This window comes from Frigoribacterium sp. CFBP 13707, from assembly GCF_014842245.1.
Classification (GTDB): domain Bacteria; phylum Actinomycetota; class Actinomycetes; order Actinomycetales; family Microbacteriaceae; genus Frigoribacterium; species Frigoribacterium endophyticum.
On sequence record NZ_JACYVL010000001.1, the window covers coordinates 48,149 to 66,420 of the forward strand.

Here is an 18,272-nt window from a genome sequence, read left to right on the forward strand (position 1 = left end):
GTCTCACCACCGACACGGCGCCGCCCACAGAACCGGAGTCAGCCCATGACGTCACCGATGCCCGACAAGCCCGCCCTCGAGGGCCTCGAGTCCCGCTGGGGCCAGGTCTGGGAGACCGACGGCACCTACCGGTTCTCGCGCACCGAGGCGACCCGCGACTCCGTGTTCTCCGTCGACACGCCCCCGCCGACCGCCTCGGGCAGCCTGCACATCGGCCACGTCTTCAGCTACACGCACACCGACGTCAAGGCGCGCTTCGAGCGCATGCGCGGCAAGAGCGTCTTCTACCCCATGGGCTGGGACGACAACGGGCTGCCGACCGAGCGCCGCGTGCAGAACTTCTACGGCGTGCGCTGCGACCCGTCGCTGCCCTACGACGCCGACTTCACGCCGCCCTTCGAGGGCGGCGACGGCAAGTCGTCGAAGGCCGCCGACCAGGTGCCGATCTCGCGCCGCAACTTCGTCGAGCTCTGCGAGCGCCTGACGGTCGAGGACGAGAAGCAGTTCGAGGACGTCTGGCGCAAGCTCGGCCTCTCGGTCGACTGGACCCAGAGCTACCGCACCATCGACGACCGCTCGCAGGCCATGGCGCAGAAGGCCTTCCTGCGCAACCTCGCCCGGGGCGAGGCGTACCAGGCCGACGCGCCCACCCTCTGGGACGTCACCTTCCGCACCGCCGTCGCCCAGGCCGAGCTGGAGGACAAGGAGATGCCGGGGGCGTACCACAAGCTCGCCTTCCACCGCACCGACGGCCAGGGCGACGTGCTCATCGACACGACGCGCCCCGAGCTGCTGCCCGCCTGCGTCGCCCTCGTGGCGCACCCCGACGACGAGCGCTACCAGGCCCTCTTCGGCACGACCGTGCGCTCCCCCCTCTTCGACGTCGAGGTCCCCGTGGTGGCGCACCACCTCGCGCAGCCCGACAAGGGCTCCGGCATCGCGATGGTCTGCACCTTCGGCGACACGAACGACGTCGTCTGGTGGCGTGAGCTGCAGCTGCCGAACCGCGCGGTGATCGGCTTCGACGGCCGCTTCGTCAGCGAGGCCCCGGCCGCGATCGAGTCCGAGGCGGGCCGCGACGCGTACGCCCAGCTGGCCGGCAAGACGGTCTTCAGCGCCAAGCAGTCGGTGGTCGAGCAGCTGACGGCCTCGGGCGAGCTCGTCGGCGAGATCCGGAAGATCACGCACCCCGTCAAGTTCTTCGAGAAGGGCGACAAGCCCCTCGAGATCGTGTCGACGCGCCAGTGGTACATCGTCAACGGCGCCCGCGACGAGCAGCTGCAGCAGTCGCTGCTCGAGCGGGGTCGCGAGGTGTCGTTCCACCCTGACTTCATGCGCGTGCGGTACGACAACTGGGTCAACGGCCTCAACGGCGACTGGCTCATCTCGCGTCAGCGCTTCTTCGGGGTGCCCCTGCCCGTCTGGTACCCGCTCGACGCCGACGGCAACCCCGTCTTCGACGACGTGATCGTGCCCGACGAGGCGTCGCTGCCCGTCGACCCGTCGAGCGACGCGGCCCCCGGCTACGACGAGTCGCAGCGCGGCGTGCCCGGCGGCTTCCAGGGCGAGCTCGACGTGATGGACACCTGGGCGACCTCGTCGCTCACCCCGCAGCTCGCCGGCGGCTGGGAGACCGACCCGGAGCTGTTCGACCTCGTCTTCCCGTACTCGCTCCGCCCGCAGGGCCAGGACATCATCCGCACCTGGCTGTTCTCCACCGCCCTGCGGTCGCAGCTCGAGCACGGCACGGTGCCGTGGACGAACGCCTCCATCTCGGGCTTCATCGTCGACCCCGACCGCAAGAAGATGTCGAAGTCGAAGGGCAACGTCGTCACCCCGGCGGCCATGCTCGACGACCACGGCTCCGACGCGGTCCGCTACTGGGCGGCCTCGAGCCGCCTCGGCACCGACGCGGCCTTCGACCCGCAGAACCCGAAGCAGATCAAGATCGGCCGTCGCCTCGCGATCAAGGTGCTCAACGCCGCGAAGTTCGTGTACTCGTTCGAGCTGCCCTCGGGCGAGCACCGTGTCACCGAGCCGCTCGACCGCGACATGCTCGCCGAGTTCGCCACGGTGATCGGCGCCGCGACGGACGCGCTGGAGGGCTACGACCACGCCCGTGCGCTCGAGATCACGGAGAAGTTCTTCTGGACCTTCTGCGACGACTACCTCGAGCTCGTCAAGGAGCGCGCGTACGGCGCGACGACGCCGGCCGAGCAGGCCTCGGCCGTGCTCGCCCTGCAGACCACGATCGACGGCCTGCTGCGCCTGCTCGCCCCGTACCTCCCGTTCGCGACGGAGGAGGTCTGGTCGTGGACCCACGACGGCTCGGTGCACCGCGCCTCCTGGCCCACGGCGGCCGAGCTCGGCGAGGTCGAGCAGCCCACGGGTCTGCTCGCGCTCGTCGGCGAGGCCCTGATCGGCGTGCGACGCGCCAAGTCGGACGCGAAGGCGTCGCAGAAGACCCCCGTGGTCTCGGCGACGATCGCGGCCCCGGCCGCCCAGCTCGCCGTGCTCCGCGGGGCGGCCTCCGACCTCGCGGCGGTCGGCAAGATCCAGTCGCTCGAGTTCGTCGAGGGCGAGGCGCTGGCCGTCGCGGCCATAGAGCTCGGCGAGCTGCCCGAGGCCCCGGCCCCGGCGGCGGGCGCCTGATGCAGCTCGGCACGCGGTGGAGCGTGGGAGGCGCGGCGCCGGCCGCCCTCCCCGCCCCGGTCGTCGGGGCGGTCGCCCAGGTCGAGCGCGAGCTCGCCGAGCAGGGCGTCGACGCCACGACCTGGCGCTGGACCCTGACCTACCTCGAGCACCGCCCGGTGGTCGAGCTCGACGACGGCACGACGATCCGCGTCGACGCCGTCACGGGCGAGGCCCGCATCCACGAGGCCGACGACGAGGGCACCGACCCCGACGCCTGAGCGACGACCGGCCCGGAGCCCGGGGCGGGCGCCGGTCAGGCGTCGGGCGTCAGGCGTCAGGCGTCAGGCGTCAGGCGTCAGGCGCGAGCGATCATCTCGCCGTGCGGCATCATGAGCACGCCGTCCGGGGCGTCCCGCCAGGCCCGCCAGGCGTCGGCGATCGCCTCGAGCTCGGCGGCGGTCGCGACGCCCCGCGCGACGGCGTCGGCCGCGAAGGCCGACTCCGTCGCCCGCGCCGCCCAGCTGTCGCCCCACCAGGTGCGCTCGTCGTCGGTCGAGAAGCACCACGAGGAGGCGGTGCACGAGACGTCGGTGAAGCCCGCCTCGAGCGCCCAGCCCCGCAGGGCCCGCCCCGCGTCGGGCTCGCCGCCGTTGCCGCGGTGCACCTGCTGGTAGACGTCCATCCACCGGTCGAGGCCGGCCGAGGCCGGTGCCCAGACGGTGCCGTGGTAGTCGACCTCGCGGGCCGCCACCGCTCCCCCGGGCACGGTCACCCGGCGCATCTCGCGGAGGGCCGCGACGGGGTCGCCGACGTGCTGCAGCACCTGGTGCGCGTGCACGACGTCGAACGAGTCGTCGTCGAAGGGCAGCGCGAAGACGTCGGCGACGACGAACTCGACCGTGTCGACGCCCCGCTCGGCGGCGAGCGCCCTGGCCTGCTCGACGACGACCTCGGCCGCGTCGACGCCGACCACGCGGCCCGGAGCGACGCGCTCCGCGATGTCGACCGTGATCGTGCCGGGGCCCGACCCCACGTCGAGCACGCGCCGGCCCGGCACGAGCTCGGCCTCGAGGTAGGCGGCGCTGTTGGCCACGGTGCGCCACGCGTGGCTCCGCAGCACGCTCTCGTGGTGGCCGTGGGTGTACGTGGCGGGGGCACCGGGGCGTGAGCTCATGCGGGGACTGTAGCGCGCCTCCTCGGGGCTGCCCTCCCCCGTGACGCCCCGCGGTCCGCCCGCCCCGACGTACGGCGCGCTCGTAGGGTGGGCGCATGACGAACCCGTTCCTCGAGCCGAGCCCGCTGCCGTACTCGCTGCCGCCCTACGCGACCATCACCGACGACGACTTCGCACCGGCCTTCGAGGCGGGCCTCGCCGAGCACCGCGCCGAGGTCGAGGCCGTCGCCTCCGACCCGGCGCCCGCGACGTTCGAGAACACGATCGCGGCGCTCGAGCGCGGCGGGGCCGTGCTGACCCGCGTCGGGCACGTCTTCTTCGACCGGGCCTCGAGCGACTCGAACGCCACCACCGACGCCCTCGAGCTCGAGCTCGCGCCGAAGCTGGCGGCTCACGACGACGCGATCCGGCTCGACCCGCGCCTGTACGCCCGCGTGCGCGCCGTCGCCGACGCCGTCGAGCGCGGCGACGACGACGAGGCCGGCCTCGACGACGAACAGCGCTACCTCGTGCACCGCACGCTGCGGTCGTTCGAGCGGGCGGGAGCGGGCCTGGGCGACGCGGAGAAGGCTCGCCTGCGCGACCTCAACGGCCGCCTGTCGACCCTCACCACGCAGTTCGAGAAGCACCTCCTCGCCGACACGAACGACCTCGCCGTGGTCGTCGACGACGTCCGCCAGCTCGACGGGCTCAGCGACGGCCAGGTCTCCGCCGCGGCCGAGGCCGCCCGCGACCGCGGCCTCGACGGGCGCTGGGTGATCACCCTCGTGCTGCCGACCGGGCACCCGTGGCTGGCCGACCTCACCGACCGCGACCTCCGCGACCGGGTGATGCGCGCCTCCCTGGCCCGGGGCCGACGCGGCGGCGAGCACGACACCCGAGCCCTCCTGCTCGAGATCGTGCGGCTCCGGGCCGAGAGGGCCGAGCTGCTCGGCCACCGCGACCACGCGTCGTGGGTCACCGCCGGCGAGACGGCCGGCAGCCCGCTGGCCGTCGCCGACCTGCTCGGCCGGCTCGCACCGCCCGCGGCCGCGAACGCCCGGGCCGAGTTCGTCGAGCTGCGGGCCGCCGCGGGCCGGCAGGAGGTCGCCGCGGCCGACTGGGCCTTCTGGGCCGACCGCCTCCGGGCCGAGCGCTACGACGTCGACACGACCGCGATGCGCGACTACTTCGAGGCCGAGCGCGTGCTGCACGACGGCGTGTTCTTCGCGGCGTCGCAGCTCTACGGCCTCGAGTTCGCCGAGCGCCCCGACCTGGTCGGCCCGCACCCCGACGCACGGGTCTTCGAGGTGACCGAGGGGGGCGGCCGTCCCGTGGGCCTGTACGTCCTCGACCTGTACACGCGCGACTCCAAGCGGGGCGGGGCGTGGATGAACCCGCTCGTCTCGCAGTCGGCGCTGCTCGGGCTGCCGCCGGTCGTGGTCAACAACCTCAACGTGCCGAAGCCCGCGGCGGGCTCGCCGACCCTGCTGACCCTCGACGAGGTCACCACGCTCTTCCACGAGTTCGGGCACGCCCTGCACGGCCTGCTCGCCCGCGTGACGTACCCGACGTTCTCGGGCACGAACGTCTTCCGTGACTTCGTCGAGTTCCCGAGCCAGGTCAACGAGATGTGGATGCTCTGGCCCGAGGTGCTCGAGAACTACGCCGTGCACCACGAGACGGGCGAGCGCATGCCGCAGGAGCTCGTCGACCGGCTCGTCGCGTCGCGGGCCTTCAACGAGGGCTTCGCCACGAGCGAGTACCTCGCGAGCGCCCTGCTCGACCAGGCGTGGCACACGCTCACCGCCGCGGAGGCCGCCGCCGTCACCGACGTCGAGGCCTTCGAGCGGGAGGCGCTGGCCGCGGCGGGCCTGGACCTCGCGCCGGTGCCCCCGCGCTACTCGAGCACCTACTTCGCCCACACCTTCTCGGGCGGCTACGACGCCGGCTACTACTCGTACATCTGGAGCGAGGTGCTCGACGCCGACACCGTGGAGTGGTTCGAGGGGAACGGCGGGCTCAGCCGGGCGGGCGGCGACCGGTTCCGGGCACGGCTGCTCGGCGTCGGCGGCTCCCGCGACCCGCTCGAGGCCTACCGCGACTTCCGCGGCCGCGACGCGCGGGTCGAGCCCCTGCTGGAGCGCCGCGGCCTCGCCTGACGCCCCGCGGCGCCGCCGGGCGCCCCGCGGCGCCGCCGGGCACCCCGCGGCGCTCAGGCCCCGTCGTGCAGCCGCGCCAGGGTGTTCTCGACGCTGCAGTAGACCGCGCGCGCCGTGGCCGTCCAGTCGTTGTCGACGAGGTCGAGCGTGCTGCCGCCGACCGCGGCGTAGAGCCCCACCGCGTCGGCACGGCTGCCGGGCGTCGCCACGTACCGGGTGCGGACGATGAGCGCAGAGTTGTCGTGGTGGCGGACGTCGATCACGCTCGGCCGCTGCGTCGTGCGGCTCGTCAGCCCGGTGACGAGGGTGTCGACGACGGTCAGGTCGTGGTTGCCCGTGTAGATGTTGAGCGCCCGGGCGATCGACCCGTTCAGCACCGAGCGGGCGACGACGAGCCCCGAGGTGAAGTAGACGCAGACCGCCGCGTCGAGGGTGTCTCCCCCGTAGCCCGTGACGGTGTTGTCGAGGATCGCGCCGGTGCCCTCCTCGACGGCCGTGCCCGAGCCGAACCCCGCGCCCTTGAAGACGATGCCGTTGCGCGGCACGGCGAGCGTGCCCGCGTCGACGGTGTTCGACGCGACCACGCAGTCGAGCGGCGCGTAGGTGGTGGCGCCGTCGGGGCTCTTGCAGGGCACGACGGCGATCCCCACCGCACAGCCCGTCAGGCGGTTGCCGACGATCGTGACCTCGCGCCCGCCGTGCGTGTCGATGCCCTCCCAGAGCGGCACGTCCGAGACGACGTTGTCGGCCACCGTGATCCGCTCCGAGCGCGGCGCGACGTCGATCGACTGGTTCCAGTACCGGTTCACGGCGATGCCGTACGAGTTCGGGAACGACCCCGACTGGTGCACGCCCGTGACCTCGTTGCCCCGCACCGTGCCGTCGAGGCAGGAGAACAGCATCACGCCCGCGTACGCGAGGTCGGTGAGCACGTTGCCGTCGACCGTGAAGTCGCGCACGTGCTCGAGGTACACGGCGCCGTACGAGAAGCGCGAGATCGAGCAGCCCGACACGCGCAGCCGTCGCACGGGAGCCCCGACCGTCGCGACGACCTCGACCCCGCGGGCCTTCCCGCTCGTCGCGGAGCCGGACCCGACCACGGTGGCTCCCCGCAGCGTGACGTCGTCGGCCCGGACGACGAGGGCGCTGACGTCCCGGGTCGTCCGCAGCTCCACGCCGGCCTCGAAGAGCAGGGTCATCGGGCGGTCCACCACGACCGGCACCGCGGTCGTCTCGGACCGGTCGACGACGAGGGTGCCGTGAGCCTCCGTGCCCGCGATCGCCGCCGCGAGCGTCGCGGAGGCCGACGAGCGACGCACCCCCGACGGGGCCCCGGGAGTCGCGGTGCCCGCTGCGCCGGGAGCCCCGGTCGCCGGGGCGGTCGGCTCCCCCACCGCGTGGGCCGCGTCGCCGCGACCGACCGGGCTGCTCGCCAGCACCCCGGCCCCGAGCGTGCCGAGCGCGGCGGCGAGCATCGCCCTCCGGCCGAGCCGGCCTCCCGTGTCGGCGCTGCCCCGCAGGTCGACCGGCCCCGACATGTCGTCGGGTGCCGTGTCGGGGGTGACCCCGTGACCACGCCGCACATCGTCGACTCTTACATCACTCACGCTTTCATGCACGATCCACGCTAACACTGACCGTCGAGGCGGGGGAAGAGCCCCGAAGGGGGCAGGACGACGAAGAGCCCGACCTCGTCGGTCGGGCTCTCCGGGCGACGTCGGCCCGCGGGGCTGTCGACGTCGAGGGCTGCGCGCTAGGCGGACTTCTCCGTGCGCTGCTCGACGAGGCGCGGAACGATGGTCGGCGCCGCGTTCTCCATGACGGAGGCGCGGGTGACGACGACCTTGCCGACGGTGTCGTCGGAGGGCACGTCGAACATGATCGGCCCGAGGACCTCTTCCAGGATGGCCCGGAGCCCGCGGGCCCCCGTCTGGCGGAGGACGGCGAGGTCGGCGATCGCCTCGAGGGCGGCGCTGTCGAACTCGAGCTCGACGCCGTCGATCTCGAACATGCGCTGGTACTGGCGCACGAGGGCGTTCTTCGGCTCGGTCAGGATCTGCATCAGGGCTGCCTGGTCGAGCTGCGTGACCGTCGTCACCACCGGGAGGCGGCCGATGAACTCGGGGATCAGGCCGAACTTGTGCAGGTCTTCGGGGAGGACCTCGCTGAACAGGGCCGCCTCGTCCTCCTTGCTGTGGAGGGGAGCCCCGAAGCCGATGCCGCGCTTGCCGGCCCGGTTGCTGATGATGTCCTCCAGGCCGGCGAACGCTCCGGCGACGATGAAGAGGACGTTGGTGGTGTCGACCTGGATGAACTCCTGGTGCGGGTGCTTGCGACCGCCCTGCGGCGGGACGGACGCGACGGTGCCCTCGAGGATCTTCAGCAGGGCCTGCTGGACGCCCTCGCCCGACACGTCACGGGTGATCGACGGGTTCTCGGCCTTGCGGGCGATCTTGTCGATCTCGTCGATGTAGATGATGCCGGTCTCGGCGCGCTTGACGTCGTAGTCCGCCGCCTGGATGAGCTTGAGGAGGATGTTCTCGACGTCCTCGCCGACGTAGCCCGCCTCGGTCAGCGCCGTCGCGTCGGCCACCGCGAACGGGACGTTGAGGCGCTTGGCGAGGGTCTGGGCGAGGTACGTCTTGCCGCAGCCCGTCGGGCCGATCAGCAGGATGTTCGACTTCGAGATCTCGACCTCGTCGGCGAGCGACTCGGCCGCCGTCAGCGTCGACGCGGCACGGATGCGCTTGTAGTGGTTGTAGACGGCCACCGAGAGGGCGCGCTTCGCGGCGTCCTGCCCGATGACGTACTCCTCGAGGAACGAGTAGATCTCGCGGGGCTTCGGCAGGTCGAACTCGCTCGTGGGCTCTTCACCGGCCTCGGCCAGGCGCTCCTCGATGATCTCGTTGCACAGCTCGACGCACTCGTCGCAGATGTAGACCCCGGGGCCCGCGATGAGCTGCTGCACCTGCTTCTGGCTCTTGCCGCAGAAGGAGCACTTGAGCAGATCTGCGCTCTCACCGATCCGTGCCATGCCCGGCCTCCCTGTCAGCTGGTCGTCGACCCCTGTCGGCCGTCGTCCCCCGAGCCTAACCCGATCGTCCGACACTCCCGCACCCGCACCGCCCTCCGGGCCGGATCGACCCGCGCCGGGCGCACCGGGGAGGACGACGAAGGACCCCGGGCGCGTGCCCGGGGTCCTCCGACGTCGCGCCGAGCCGGCGGTGGCCGGTCGGCGCAGGGGTCAGCGCGTGAGCGCCGGCTGGTTCTTGCGCGAGGTGAGCACCTGGTCGACGAGGCCGTAGGCCAGCGCCTCCTCGGCACCCAGGATGTTGTCGCGCTCGATGTCGCGGTTGACCTCTTCCGGCGACTTGTTCGAGTGCTTCGAGAGGGTCTCCTCCAGCCAAGTGCGCATGCGGAGCACTTCCTTCGCCTGGATCTCGATGTCGGACGCCTGGCCGCCGCTGCTGCCGCCGGTCGCGGGCTGGTGGATCAGCACGCGGGCGTTGGGCAGGGCGAGGCGCTTGCCGGGCTGGCCGGCCGCGAGCAGCACGGCCGCGGCGGACGCCGCCTGGCCGAGGCACACCGTCTGGATCTCGGGGCGGATGTACTGCATCGTGTCGTAGATGGCCGTCATGGCCGTGAACGAGCCACCGGGCGAGTTGATGTAGAGAGTGATGTCGCGGTCGGGGTCCATGCTCTCGAGCACGAGCAGCTGGGCCATGATGTCGTCGGCCGAGGCGTCGTCGACCTGCACGCCGAGGAAGACGATGCGGTCCTCGAAGAGCTTCGCGTACGGGTCCTGGCGCTTGTAGCCGTAGGCCGTGCGCTCCTCGAAGCTCGGCAGGATGTACCGGGAGCTGGGGGCCTGCAGTCGACCCGCGCCACCCATCATCGGGAGTTCCATGAGTTCTTCTCTTTCTGTGCTGATGATCGGGTGGGGGCTAGTCCTGGTCGGTGCCGGCGCCGCCGATGACGTCGGTGGCCGAACCGCGGATGTGGTCGACGAAGCCGTACTCGAGGGCCTCCTCGGCGGTGAACCAGCGGTCGCGGTCGCCGTCCTCGTTGATCTGCTCGACGGTCTTGCCCGTCTGCGCCGCCGTGATCTCGGCCAGGCGCTGCTTCATCGAGAGGATGAGCTGGGCCTGGGTCTGGATGTCGGAGCTGGTGCCGCCGAAGCCGCCGTGGGGCTGGTGCAGCAGGACGCGGGCGTTCGGCGTGATGTAGCGCTTGCCCTTGGTGCCGGCGGTGAGCAGCAGCTGGCCCATCGAGGCGGCCATGCCGATGCCGACGGTCACGATGTCGTTCGGCACGAACTCCATCGCGTCGTAGATGGCCATGCCCGCCGTGATCGACCCGCCGGGCGAGTTGATGTACAGGTAGATGTCCTTCTCGCTGTCCTCAGCGGCGAGGAGGAGGAGTTTCGCGGCGATCTCGTTGGCGTTCTCGTCGCGCACCTCGGACCCGAGCCAGATGATGCGGTCTTTGAGCAGTCGGTCAAAAACACTGTTGGGCAGTGTCACGTCGGCCATGGTGGAGCTCCCATTCGTTGTCGCTTGCTGTTGAACCTATCGGGTGCAACGCGGCACTTCCGGGCTGTTCGCCCACGGCAATAACTGACTGCCGGCCGCGCCCCGGAGACGACGGAGGGCCGGGTGCAGATGCACCCGGCCCTCCGGTCGTCACGCCCGATCAGGCGTGGTCGTGACCCTCGTGGTCGTCGTCGCCGCCGACGCCCGCCGTGGCGGTGAAGGCGGACAGGTCGACCTCGGCGCCCTCGCCGTCGACGACCTTCGCCTTCGACAGCACGACCGCCAGGGCCTTGCTGCGGGCGACCTCGCCGACCATGGCCGGGATCTGGCCGTTCTGGTCGAGCACCTTGATGAACTCGCCGGGCTCCATGCCGTACTGTGCAGCGCCCTGGATCAGGTACTGGGTGAGCTCGTCCTGCTCGACCTTGACCTCTTCCTTCTCGGCGATCGCGTCGAGGAGGATCTGGTTGCGGAAGGCCTTCTCGCTGCTCTCCTTCACCTCGGCACGGTGCTCCTCGTCCTCGAGGCGGTTCTCCTGCTCGAGGTGACGGTGCACCTCGTCCTCGACGAGCTTCTCCGGGACGGGGATCTCGACGGCCTCGAGCAGCTTCTCGACGACCTGGTCACGCGCCTGGGCGCCCTGACCGAAGGTCTTCGACTTGGCCAGCTGCTCCTTGAGGTCGCCCTTGAGCTCGTCGATCGTGTCGAACTGGCTGGCGATCTGCGCGAAGTCGTCGTCGGCCTCGGGCAGCTCGCGCTCCTTGACGGCGGTGACGGTGACGGCGATCTGAGCCGTCTCGCCCTCGCGGTCGCCGCCGAGCAGCTTCGACTCGAAGGTGGTGCTCTCACCGGCGGTCAGCGACTCGAGGGCCTCGTCGATGCCCTCGATGAGCTCGCCCGAGCCGATCTCGTACGAGATGCCCTTGGCCGAGTCGACCTCGTCGTCGCCGATGGTGGCGGTGAGGTCGATCTGGGCGAAGTCGCCCGTCGTCGCGGGACGGTCGACCGTGACGAGCGTGCCGAAGCGCGTGCGCAGGTTCGACAGCTCTTCGTCGACCTCCTCGCCGGAGATCTCGACGCTGTCGACCGTGAGCTCGAGGCCCTCGTAGTCGGGCAGGTCGAAGTCGGGGCGCACGTCGACCTCGACGGCGATCGTCAGGTCGCCCGAGAAGTCCTTGACGTCGGGCCAGGCCACGACGTCCGCCTCGGGGCGGCCGAGGACGCGGATCTCGGTCTCGGCGACGGCCTCGCGGTAGAACTTGTCGAGGCTCTCGCTGACCGCGTGGTTCAGGACCTCTTCGCGACCGACGCGCTGGTCGATGATGGGCGGCGGCACCTTGCCCTTGCGGAAGCCGGGGATGTTGATCGACTCGGCGATGTGACCGTAGGCGTGCGTGACGCTGGGCTTCAGCTCGTCGGGGGTGACGACGATGTTGAGCTTGACGCGCGTGGGGCTGAGCTTCTCAACCGTGGTCTGGACCAATGTAGGGCTTCTCCTGTGTTGGTGGCGCTGAACTCACGACCGAGACAGCGGGGGTAGACGACTGTCGGGGCGACAGGACTCGAACCTGCGATCTTCCGCCCCCAAAACGGACGCGCTAGCCACTACGCTACGCCCCGTGCATCACCTGACTCGGCCCGCCCCCGGTCACCCCGTTGAGGTCGGGTGGGAACAGGCCTCGGTGAGTCTAGCCGACCCACGGCCGCCCGTGACTGAGCGGGCCGAGCCCATGGTTTATAGTTGGTGCCACCGCTGCGGCACGGCCGCTCCGGGGATGTAGCTCAATGGTAGAGCCTCAGTCTTCCAAACTGATGGCGCGGGTTCGATTCCCGTCATCCCCTCGTATGGGTTCGACGCCTCCGGCGTCCGTCGCCTTCGGCGACGTGAATGAATCTTCCTCCGGGCGTTGTTCTGCCTCGTCCGTCGCGGTGCTCGTTCGACGCCTCCGGCGTCCGTCGCCTACGGGGGCGGTCGCGGAGGCGCGACCCGGGGGCGCGGGTCAGCGGTCGAGGGGGGCGAAGTAGGCGTCGAGGGGGGAGGCGCGGAGGGCGTCGCCGAAGAGGGTCGCGCCGGCGCGGGTGAAGTGGACGCGGTCGGGTGACAGCAGGGCGCCCGAGTCGTCCGTGATCGGCGTGCGCCCGTCGCGCCACAGGGGGCTCCACGACACGTAATGCTCGGCGGGCACGAGGGCCGACGAGCTCGCCTCGCGCTCGGCCACCCACCCCGGTAACCGGTTCGTCAGGCCAGCACGGTCGTCGCCGCGGCGCTGCACCACCCAGTTGAGGTTGTCGCCGAAGTTCTTCGGCCCGCCGTAGAAGACCGCCTTGCCCTCCGCCGTCATGCTCGCGAGCTCGCCTCGCAGGCAGGGCTCGTACTCGTCGCCGATCGACACCAGCACCACGTCGGCGCCCGACCAGAGCGCCGACCCCTCGAGCTCGGGGTTCGCGGCGAGGAAGCAGACCCCCGCGTCGAAGGACGGGCCGTGCAGGTGCCGCAGCTCGAGGTCGGCCCGCGGGTACGTCTCGAGCACGCTGTTCGCCAGGTCGCGCGACCAGCTGTCGCCCACCACGAGCACGTTCGTCGCGCCGGGCCGGTCGAAGGGCTCCCGGCCCGTCTCGCTGATCCGCCTGTTGTAGTCGATCGAGGCCTCGGCCGGGTCCTCGCCGAGCCGTGCGGGCAGGCCGCCCGACCCGGCGAGCACGGCTCCGGCGACGACGACCACCGCGACTCCCCCGCCCACCACCGGCACGAACCGGCGGAGCGACATCCGCGCGGGGCGGCGGAAGGGCTCCTCCACGAACCGCCACGACAGCCAGCCCACGCCCAGCGCGACGGCCATGAGCACGACGAAGAGCCAGGCCGGCGGGGCCTCCGGCGTCAGCACGCGGGCGAACACGAAGAGGGGCTGGTGCCACAGGTAGACGCTGAAGGTGACGACCCCCACCGCGACGAGCGGCCGGGCCGAGAGGAAGCGCGTCACCGGCGACCCGGAGCGCGCGAACGCGATGACGAGCGCCACGCCCGCCACGGCCGCCGCCACGACCGGCAGGCGGAACCCCTCCTCGGCCGGGGCCCCGACCAGCGAGGCCACGACGAGACCCAGGCCGAGCAGCGCGAGCCAGCGCGCCCGGCCGTCGGGCACGGCGACGAGCCAGCGCCACCCCCGACGAGCACCCACCGCGAGCAGGCAGCCGACGAGGATCTCCCACGCCCGCGCGGGCAGGAGGTAGTAGGCCGAGTCGACGTCGACGAGCCCCTGGTGCAGGGCCAGGACGAGGCTGGCGAGCGTCGCCGCGACCAGCGCGATCGTCCGCACCCGGGCGGGCACCCGCGGAGCGACGACGAGCACGAGGGGGAAGAGCAGGTAGAACTGCTCCTCGACGCCGAGGCTCCAGGTGTGCAGGAAGGGCTTGAAGTCGGAGGCAAGGTCCCAGTAGCCGGAGGTCAGCCAGAGCAGCACGTTGTTGCCCGAGGCCAGCGTCGCCACGAGCGACTGCCCGTAGTTCTCGAGCTCGTCGGGCAGCATCACGAGCACGGCCACGGGCAGGGTCGCCAGCATGACGACGACGAGGGCGGGGAGGATGCGGCGGGCCCGGCGGACGAGGTAGCGACCGACCCCGAAGCGCCCGAGGTCGCGGTCGCGCAGCGCGATGCTCGTGGCGAGGTAGCCGCTGATGACGAAGAAGAAGTCGATGCCCGAGCCGCTCAGCCCCCGGAACCCCGCGTGCGACCAGATCGTCGTGAGGATCGCGACGGCCCGGAGCCCGTCGAGCTCGGCCCGGTAGCGGAAGGGGACCACGGTGGTGCTCCGATCGTCGTCGAGGCCCCGTCCGGACCCACAGACCCACCATCGTAATATGTCTCATGATGCTGACCGTGCCAGTGAGCGCAGATGTCATCCCGACGGTGTACGTGGAGGCTCCCGCGATGCGGCACGATCGACCCATGGACCGCGCGACCCCCGCCCGCGTCGCGCTCGTGGGCGCGGCGCTGGCCCTGCTGACGACCGGCTGCTCCGCGGGGGCCGTGACCACCGCCTCCCCCGCTCGGGTATCCGCAGCCGCGCCGGGCGCGGCCAGCACGCTCGTGCCCGTCGCGGCGGGCGACGGCCACGGCGTCCGGGTCGCGATCGTGGGCGACTCGCTCACGGCCGGCGGCGGTCGCCTGCTCAGCGACGGGCTCGACGCCGACACGTGGATGACGTACGCGCAGGGCGACGGCGTCGAGTACGTCGGCGGCTGGGCGCGGGGCGGCAGCACGGTCGAGCAGCAGGCCGCCGCCGTGCAGCCCGTCGCCGACGTCGACGTCCTCGTGCTGATGTCGGGCACGAACGACGTGCGCACGGGAGTCTCGTTCTCGGCGGCCCGGGCGTCGTACGAGTCGATCATCGACACCGTCGGCGCGCGCGAGGTCGTCGTGGCCGCCATCCCACCGTACGACCGCGACCCCTCGGCCGCCGCCCGCTACGAGCGCGACCTCGAGCGCTGGGTCGCGACGACCGACCACGTCTTCGTCGACCCGTGGCGGGCCGTCCGCTCGGGCGAGGCCTGGGTGCCCGGGGCCAGCGTCGACGGCATCCACCCGACAACGGCCGGCTACGAGCGGCTCGGCCGGTCGCTCCGCGAGACCATCCTCGACGTCGGCGCCGCCCCCGAGGTGCTCCGGGCCGACGAGGGGCCCGTCGAGGGCACGCCCGACGGGGTCGCGCCGGGGAGCGTCGACGGCGGCAGCTGACCCCCGGGGAGGCGCGGTGCGGGTCGCGCCCCGCCCGCCCCTAGTGCTGCAGGTAGGCCAGCACCGCCAGCACGCGGCGGTGGTCCGTCCCGCTGTCCTCCAGCAGGAGCTTCTGGAAGATCGACGTGACGTTCTTCTCGACGGCGCCCGTGCCGATCACGAGCTGTGCGGCGATCGCCGCGTTCGTGCGGCCCTCGGCCATGAGGGTCAGCACCTCGCGCTCGCGGGGCGTGAGGGCCGAGAGCGGGTCGCTGCGGCGCCCGAGCAGCTGCGAGACGACCTGCGGGTCGAGCACGGTACCGCCGGCGGCGACGCGCTCGAGGGCGTCGCGGAACTCGTCGATCGACGCGATGCGGTCCTTCAGCAGGTAGCCGACGCCGCCCGAGCCCGACTCGAGGAGGTCGCGGGCGTAGGCGACCTCGACGTACTGCGAGAGCAGCAGGATGCAGGTCTGCGGGCGCCGGCGACGGATCTCGATCGCCGCCCGCACCCCCTCGTCGGTGTGGGTCGGCGGCATGCGGACGTCGAGCACGGCGACGTCCGGGGCGACGGCGTCGAGGTCGGCGAGCAGCGAGTCCGCGTCGCCGAAGGCCCCCACGACCGCCACCCCCAGCTCGTCGAGCAGCCGCACCAGGCCCTCGCGCAGCAGCACGGAGTCGTCGGCGACCGCGACGCGGAGGGCGGGGTCGAGGGGGCCGTCGGTCATCCCGGCAGTCTAGGGAGCCGTCGACCCGCCCGTCGCGCCTCGCCCTCGACCACGGCCCGCACCGCGGGGCAGCGGCTCGGTCACGGCGGTCGGCGACACGTCGGGCAGCGGCTCGGTGACGGCGGCGTACGGGGGCAGCGGCAGCGTGGGCGACGTGCCGGGGGTCGCCGCGGTCGGCGTCGGCTCCGCCGTCGTCGGGGCGTCCGCCGAGGGAGGCGCGACCGGGCTCCCGAGGTCGGTCACGAGCGGGATGCTCACCGTCACGATCGTCGGGCCGCCCTGCGGGCTGGAGATGTCGAGGAACCCGCCGAGCCCCACGAGGCGCTCCTGCACCCCGGCGAGGCCGTGCCCGTCACGGAGGCCCGCGCCGCCGCGGCCGTCGTCGGTGACGACGAGCTCGAGCAGGGTGCCGACGCCGTCGGGGGCGGTGCGGGTGCGGAGCGCGAGGTCGGCCGAGCTGGCCTCCGAGTGCTTGCCGATGTTCGTCACGAGCTCCGACGCGATGAAGTAGGCGTTGCGCTCGATGTCGGCGGGCACCACCACGTGGGCGGGCACCCGGTTCACCAGCGTCGTCGAGATGACGGCGCGGTCGACGAGCGACTCGAGGGCGGCCACGAGCCCGCGGTCGAGCAGCAGCGGCGGGGCGAACCCGCGGGAGAGGGCGCGCAGCTCCTCGAGGGCCTCGCGGGACTGCACCCGCGCCTCCTCGATCAGGGCCTTGCTCTTCTCCGGGTCGACGTCGACGGCGCGGGCGGCGGCGGCGAGGTCCATCTGGAGGCGCACGGGCCGCTGCTGCGGCCCGTCGTGGATGTCGCGCTCGAGGCGACGGAGCGCCGTGCCCTCGGCGGAGAGCGCCGCGGTGCGCGAGATCTCGCGGTCGGCCAGCTCGACCTCGAGCTGCTCGGAGCGGAACCCGCCGAGCACGGCGGCGGCGATCGCCTGGTGCACCACGACCGCGGCGTGCACGACGTACGGGTAGACGAGCACGACGCCGGCGAAGACGGCGAGGGCCACGATCACCAGGGCGGCGGCCCCGCCGGCGCCGATCGCCGACGGCCAGTCGCCGAGCGGGAACGGGGTGACGGCGCCGAAGAACAGCACGATGCCGAGCACGAGCAGGAGGGGGCCGCCGAGCAGCAGGGCGAGCACGAACGTCGTCACGCCCGCGACGGTCGGGAACACGATGAGGGCGTAGAGGAGGTAGAGCCAGTAGTGCGGGTTCGCGAAGACCGACACGGCGCGGACGAAGCGCGAGCTCGACCGGCCCCAGGCCGTGTTCGGGGTCCAGTCCACGGGGCGGATCGGGCGGTCGCTCGCCCAGCGCAGCCGGAGCACCTCGAAGGTGCCGAACCAGCGGGCCAGCCAGAGGGCGCCGAAGACGACCACGGCGAGGAAGAGGAGGGTGACGAGCGAGTCGCTCGAGCCGCTCAGCACGTGGAAGAACAGCGCGGCGCCCAGCGACACGATCACGACCAGCACCGCCGAGAGGGCCACGTAGCCGAGCTCGCGGGGCAGCTCGCGCCAGCGGCGACGGTAGCCGCCCGGGCGGGCGGGCGGCGACAGGTAGGGGTTCTGGACGGTGATGGGGCGCTCCTGGGTCATGGGACGAGCCTCGCGGGTCCGGGCCTCGCTCCCCATGGTGCCAGCGCCCGGACGCCCGGTGGGGTTATCCCCCGCTGCGACCCGGACGAGCGGCTCCGACGGGACGCAGGCCGGCGCCGGTGAGGGCAGGCGACCCTCACGAAGTGCAGCCTCAGCTTGCTTGCGGAATCCCCTCAGCCGAATAGCGTTGCACCCATCGTCTAGGAAAGGACTCGTCATGACCGATCTCCGCATCACCGTTCCCCAGGGCTCCGTCGACCCGGACGTCGCCGCCGGCGTCGCCCAGTTCCTCAGCCCGATCGTCACCGACCTGACCGCCCTCTCCGTCAACGGCAAGCAGGCGCACTGGCACGTCCGGGGCATCGCCTTCGTCGCCGTGCACGAGCTCATCGACGTCGTCGTCGACCACGCCCGCGAGTGGGCCGACCTGGCCGCCGAGCGCGTCGTCGCCCTCGGCCTCCCCGTCGACGCGCGCATCGAGACCGTCGCCGCGAAGACCTCGATCCCCACGACGTCGCCCGGCTTCAACCAGATCGACCGCACGATCGCCGAGCTGGTCGCCCAGATCGACGCCGCCCTGGTCGGCGTCCGCACCGCCATCGACGAGCTCGGCGAGCTCGACGCCTCCAGCCAGGACGTCGCGATCGAGATCTCGCGCGGCCTCGAGAAGGACCGCTGGTTCCTCGCGGCGCACGTCGCCGGCTGAGCCGACGTCGGCTGACCCCGGCACCTGCCTGACGAGAGGCCG

14 protein-coding genes and 2 tRNA genes are annotated in these 18,272 nt (G+C 72.3%); 6 read left to right on the forward strand and 10 right to left on the reverse strand.

Annotated elements, in window-relative coordinates; all coding sequences use genetic code 11:
- Positions 1-45 precede the first annotated feature (45 nt).
- The gene (gene valS / locus IFT45_RS00210) at positions 46-2,652 is read left to right on the forward strand and encodes a valine--tRNA ligase (RefSeq protein ID WP_244637577.1); all 2,607 of its coding nucleotides are present in this window, start codon (positions 46-48) and stop codon (positions 2,650-2,652) included.
- On the forward strand, positions 2,652-2,912 hold the full coding sequence (locus IFT45_RS00215; RefSeq protein ID WP_192046041.1) for a hypothetical protein: 261 nt from the start codon (positions 2,652-2,654) through the stop codon (positions 2,910-2,912). The genes valS and IFT45_RS00215 overlap by 1 nt, the downstream gene beginning before the upstream one ends.
- Before the next feature lie 77 nt (positions 2,913-2,989).
- Here IFT45_RS00215 and IFT45_RS00220 read toward each other — a convergent pair whose 3' ends face one another.
- Positions 2,990-3,808 carry a methyltransferase domain-containing protein gene (locus IFT45_RS00220; protein WP_192126115.1) on the reverse strand — a complete coding sequence of 273 codons (819 nt, stop codon included), beginning with the start codon at positions 3,806-3,808 and terminating at the stop codon, positions 2,990-2,992.
- A 95-nt stretch (positions 3,809-3,903) separates the two neighbouring features.
- Here IFT45_RS00220 and IFT45_RS00225 point away from each other — a divergent pair, with 95 nt between their 5' ends.
- The gene (locus IFT45_RS00225) at positions 3,904-5,949 is read left to right on the forward strand and encodes a M3 family metallopeptidase (protein ID WP_192126117.1); all 2,046 of its coding nucleotides are present in this window, start codon (positions 3,904-3,906) and stop codon (positions 5,947-5,949) included.
- A 53-nt stretch (positions 5,950-6,002) separates the two neighbouring features.
- Here the strand turns inward: IFT45_RS00225 and IFT45_RS00230 are convergent, their stop codons facing one another.
- From IFT45_RS00230 to IFT45_RS00255, 6 genes are all read right to left on the reverse strand, one after another.
- Positions 6,003-7,556: a right-handed parallel beta-helix repeat-containing protein gene (locus IFT45_RS00230; protein ID WP_192126119.1), complete on the reverse strand. Its 1,554-nt coding sequence runs from the start codon at positions 7,554-7,556 to the stop codon at positions 6,003-6,005.
- A gap of 146 nt (positions 7,557-7,702) precedes the next feature.
- Positions 7,703-8,983, reverse strand: a complete 1,281-nt coding sequence (clpX, locus tag IFT45_RS00235; RefSeq protein WP_056056451.1) for an ATP-dependent Clp protease ATP-binding subunit ClpX — start codon at positions 8,981-8,983, stop codon at positions 7,703-7,705.
- A gap of 210 nt (positions 8,984-9,193) precedes the next feature.
- Entirely contained in the window at positions 9,194-9,856 is a 663-nt protein-coding gene (locus tag IFT45_RS00240) for an ATP-dependent Clp protease proteolytic subunit (RefSeq protein WP_056056452.1), read from the reverse strand.
- 37 nt (positions 9,857-9,893) lie between these two features.
- The gene (locus IFT45_RS00245) at positions 9,894-10,481 is read right to left on the reverse strand and encodes an ATP-dependent Clp protease proteolytic subunit (protein ID WP_056056453.1); all 588 of its coding nucleotides are present in this window, start codon (positions 10,479-10,481) and stop codon (positions 9,894-9,896) included.
- A 160-nt stretch (positions 10,482-10,641) separates the two neighbouring features.
- The gene (tig, locus tag IFT45_RS00250; RefSeq protein ID WP_192126121.1) at positions 10,642-11,964 is read right to left on the reverse strand and encodes a trigger factor; all 1,323 of its coding nucleotides are present in this window, start codon (positions 11,962-11,964) and stop codon (positions 10,642-10,644) included.
- Between the two features lie 64 nt (positions 11,965-12,028).
- Positions 12,029-12,101 (reverse strand) — tRNA-Pro (locus IFT45_RS00255).
- 151 nt (positions 12,102-12,252) lie between these two features.
- On the opposite strand from IFT45_RS00255, the gene IFT45_RS00260 reads away from it, so the two are divergent.
- Positions 12,253-12,323: transfer RNA gene (locus IFT45_RS00260), tRNA-Gly, on the forward strand.
- Between the two features lie 158 nt (positions 12,324-12,481).
- Here IFT45_RS00260 and IFT45_RS00265 read toward each other — a convergent pair.
- Complete coding sequence (locus IFT45_RS00265; RefSeq protein ID WP_192126123.1) at positions 12,482-14,281, reverse strand: acyltransferase; 1,800 nt, start codon at positions 14,279-14,281, stop codon at positions 12,482-12,484.
- A gap of 146 nt (positions 14,282-14,427) precedes the next feature.
- On the opposite strand from IFT45_RS00265, the gene IFT45_RS00270 reads away from it, so the two are divergent.
- Positions 14,428-15,216, forward strand: coding sequence for an SGNH/GDSL hydrolase family protein (locus IFT45_RS00270; RefSeq protein WP_192126125.1), 789 nt, complete (start codon positions 14,428-14,430; stop codon positions 15,214-15,216).
- 40 nt (positions 15,217-15,256) lie between these two features.
- Here the strand turns inward: IFT45_RS00270 and IFT45_RS00275 are convergent, their stop codons facing one another.
- Both IFT45_RS00275 and IFT45_RS00280 read right to left on the reverse strand, forming a co-directional pair.
- Positions 15,257-15,922, reverse strand: coding sequence for a response regulator transcription factor (locus IFT45_RS00275; protein ID WP_056056457.1), 666 nt, complete (start codon positions 15,920-15,922; stop codon positions 15,257-15,259).
- Between the two features lie 9 nt (positions 15,923-15,931).
- Positions 15,932-17,524, reverse strand: a complete 1,593-nt coding sequence (locus IFT45_RS00280; RefSeq protein WP_192126127.1) for a sensor histidine kinase — start codon at positions 17,522-17,524, stop codon at positions 15,932-15,934.
- A gap of 217 nt (positions 17,525-17,741) precedes the next feature.
- On the opposite strand from IFT45_RS00280, the gene IFT45_RS00285 reads away from it, so the two are divergent.
- A complete protein-coding gene (locus tag IFT45_RS00285; protein WP_056056459.1) occupies positions 17,742-18,230 on the forward strand; it encodes a Dps family protein in 489 nt (162 codons plus the stop codon).
- The last annotated feature ends 42 nt before the right edge of the window (positions 18,231-18,272 follow it).

Coding starts and splice junctions, on each gene's coding strand:
- IFT45_RS00280 (WP_192126127.1), bottom strand. CDS start 17,524: ATGACCCAGGAGCGCCCCATCACCGTCCAGAACCCCTACCTGTCGCCG.
- valS (WP_244637577.1), top strand. CDS start 46: ATGACGTCACCGATGCCCGACAAGCCCGCCCTCGAGGGCCTCGAGTCC.
- clpX (WP_056056451.1), bottom strand. CDS start 8,983: ATGGCACGGATCGGTGAGAGCGCAGATCTGCTCAAGTGCTCCTTCTGC.
- IFT45_RS00220 (WP_192126115.1), bottom strand. CDS start 3,808: ATGAGCTCACGCCCCGGTGCCCCCGCCACGTACACCCACGGCCACCAC.
- IFT45_RS00285 (WP_056056459.1), top strand. CDS start 17,742: ATGACCGATCTCCGCATCACCGTTCCCCAGGGCTCCGTCGACCCGGAC.
- IFT45_RS00225 (WP_192126117.1), top strand. CDS start 3,904: ATGACGAACCCGTTCCTCGAGCCGAGCCCGCTGCCGTACTCGCTGCCG.
- IFT45_RS00215 (WP_192046041.1), top strand. CDS start 2,652: ATGCAGCTCGGCACGCGGTGGAGCGTGGGAGGCGCGGCGCCGGCCGCC.
- IFT45_RS00270 (WP_192126125.1), top strand. CDS start 14,428: ATGGACCGCGCGACCCCCGCCCGCGTCGCGCTCGTGGGCGCGGCGCTG.
- IFT45_RS00240 (WP_056056452.1), bottom strand. CDS start 9,856: ATGGAACTCCCGATGATGGGTGGCGCGGGTCGACTGCAGGCCCCCAGC.
- IFT45_RS00275 (WP_056056457.1), bottom strand. CDS start 15,922: ATGACCGACGGCCCCCTCGACCCCGCCCTCCGCGTCGCGGTCGCCGAC.
- IFT45_RS00245 (WP_056056453.1), bottom strand. CDS start 10,481: ATGGCCGACGTGACACTGCCCAACAGTGTTTTTGACCGACTGCTCAAA.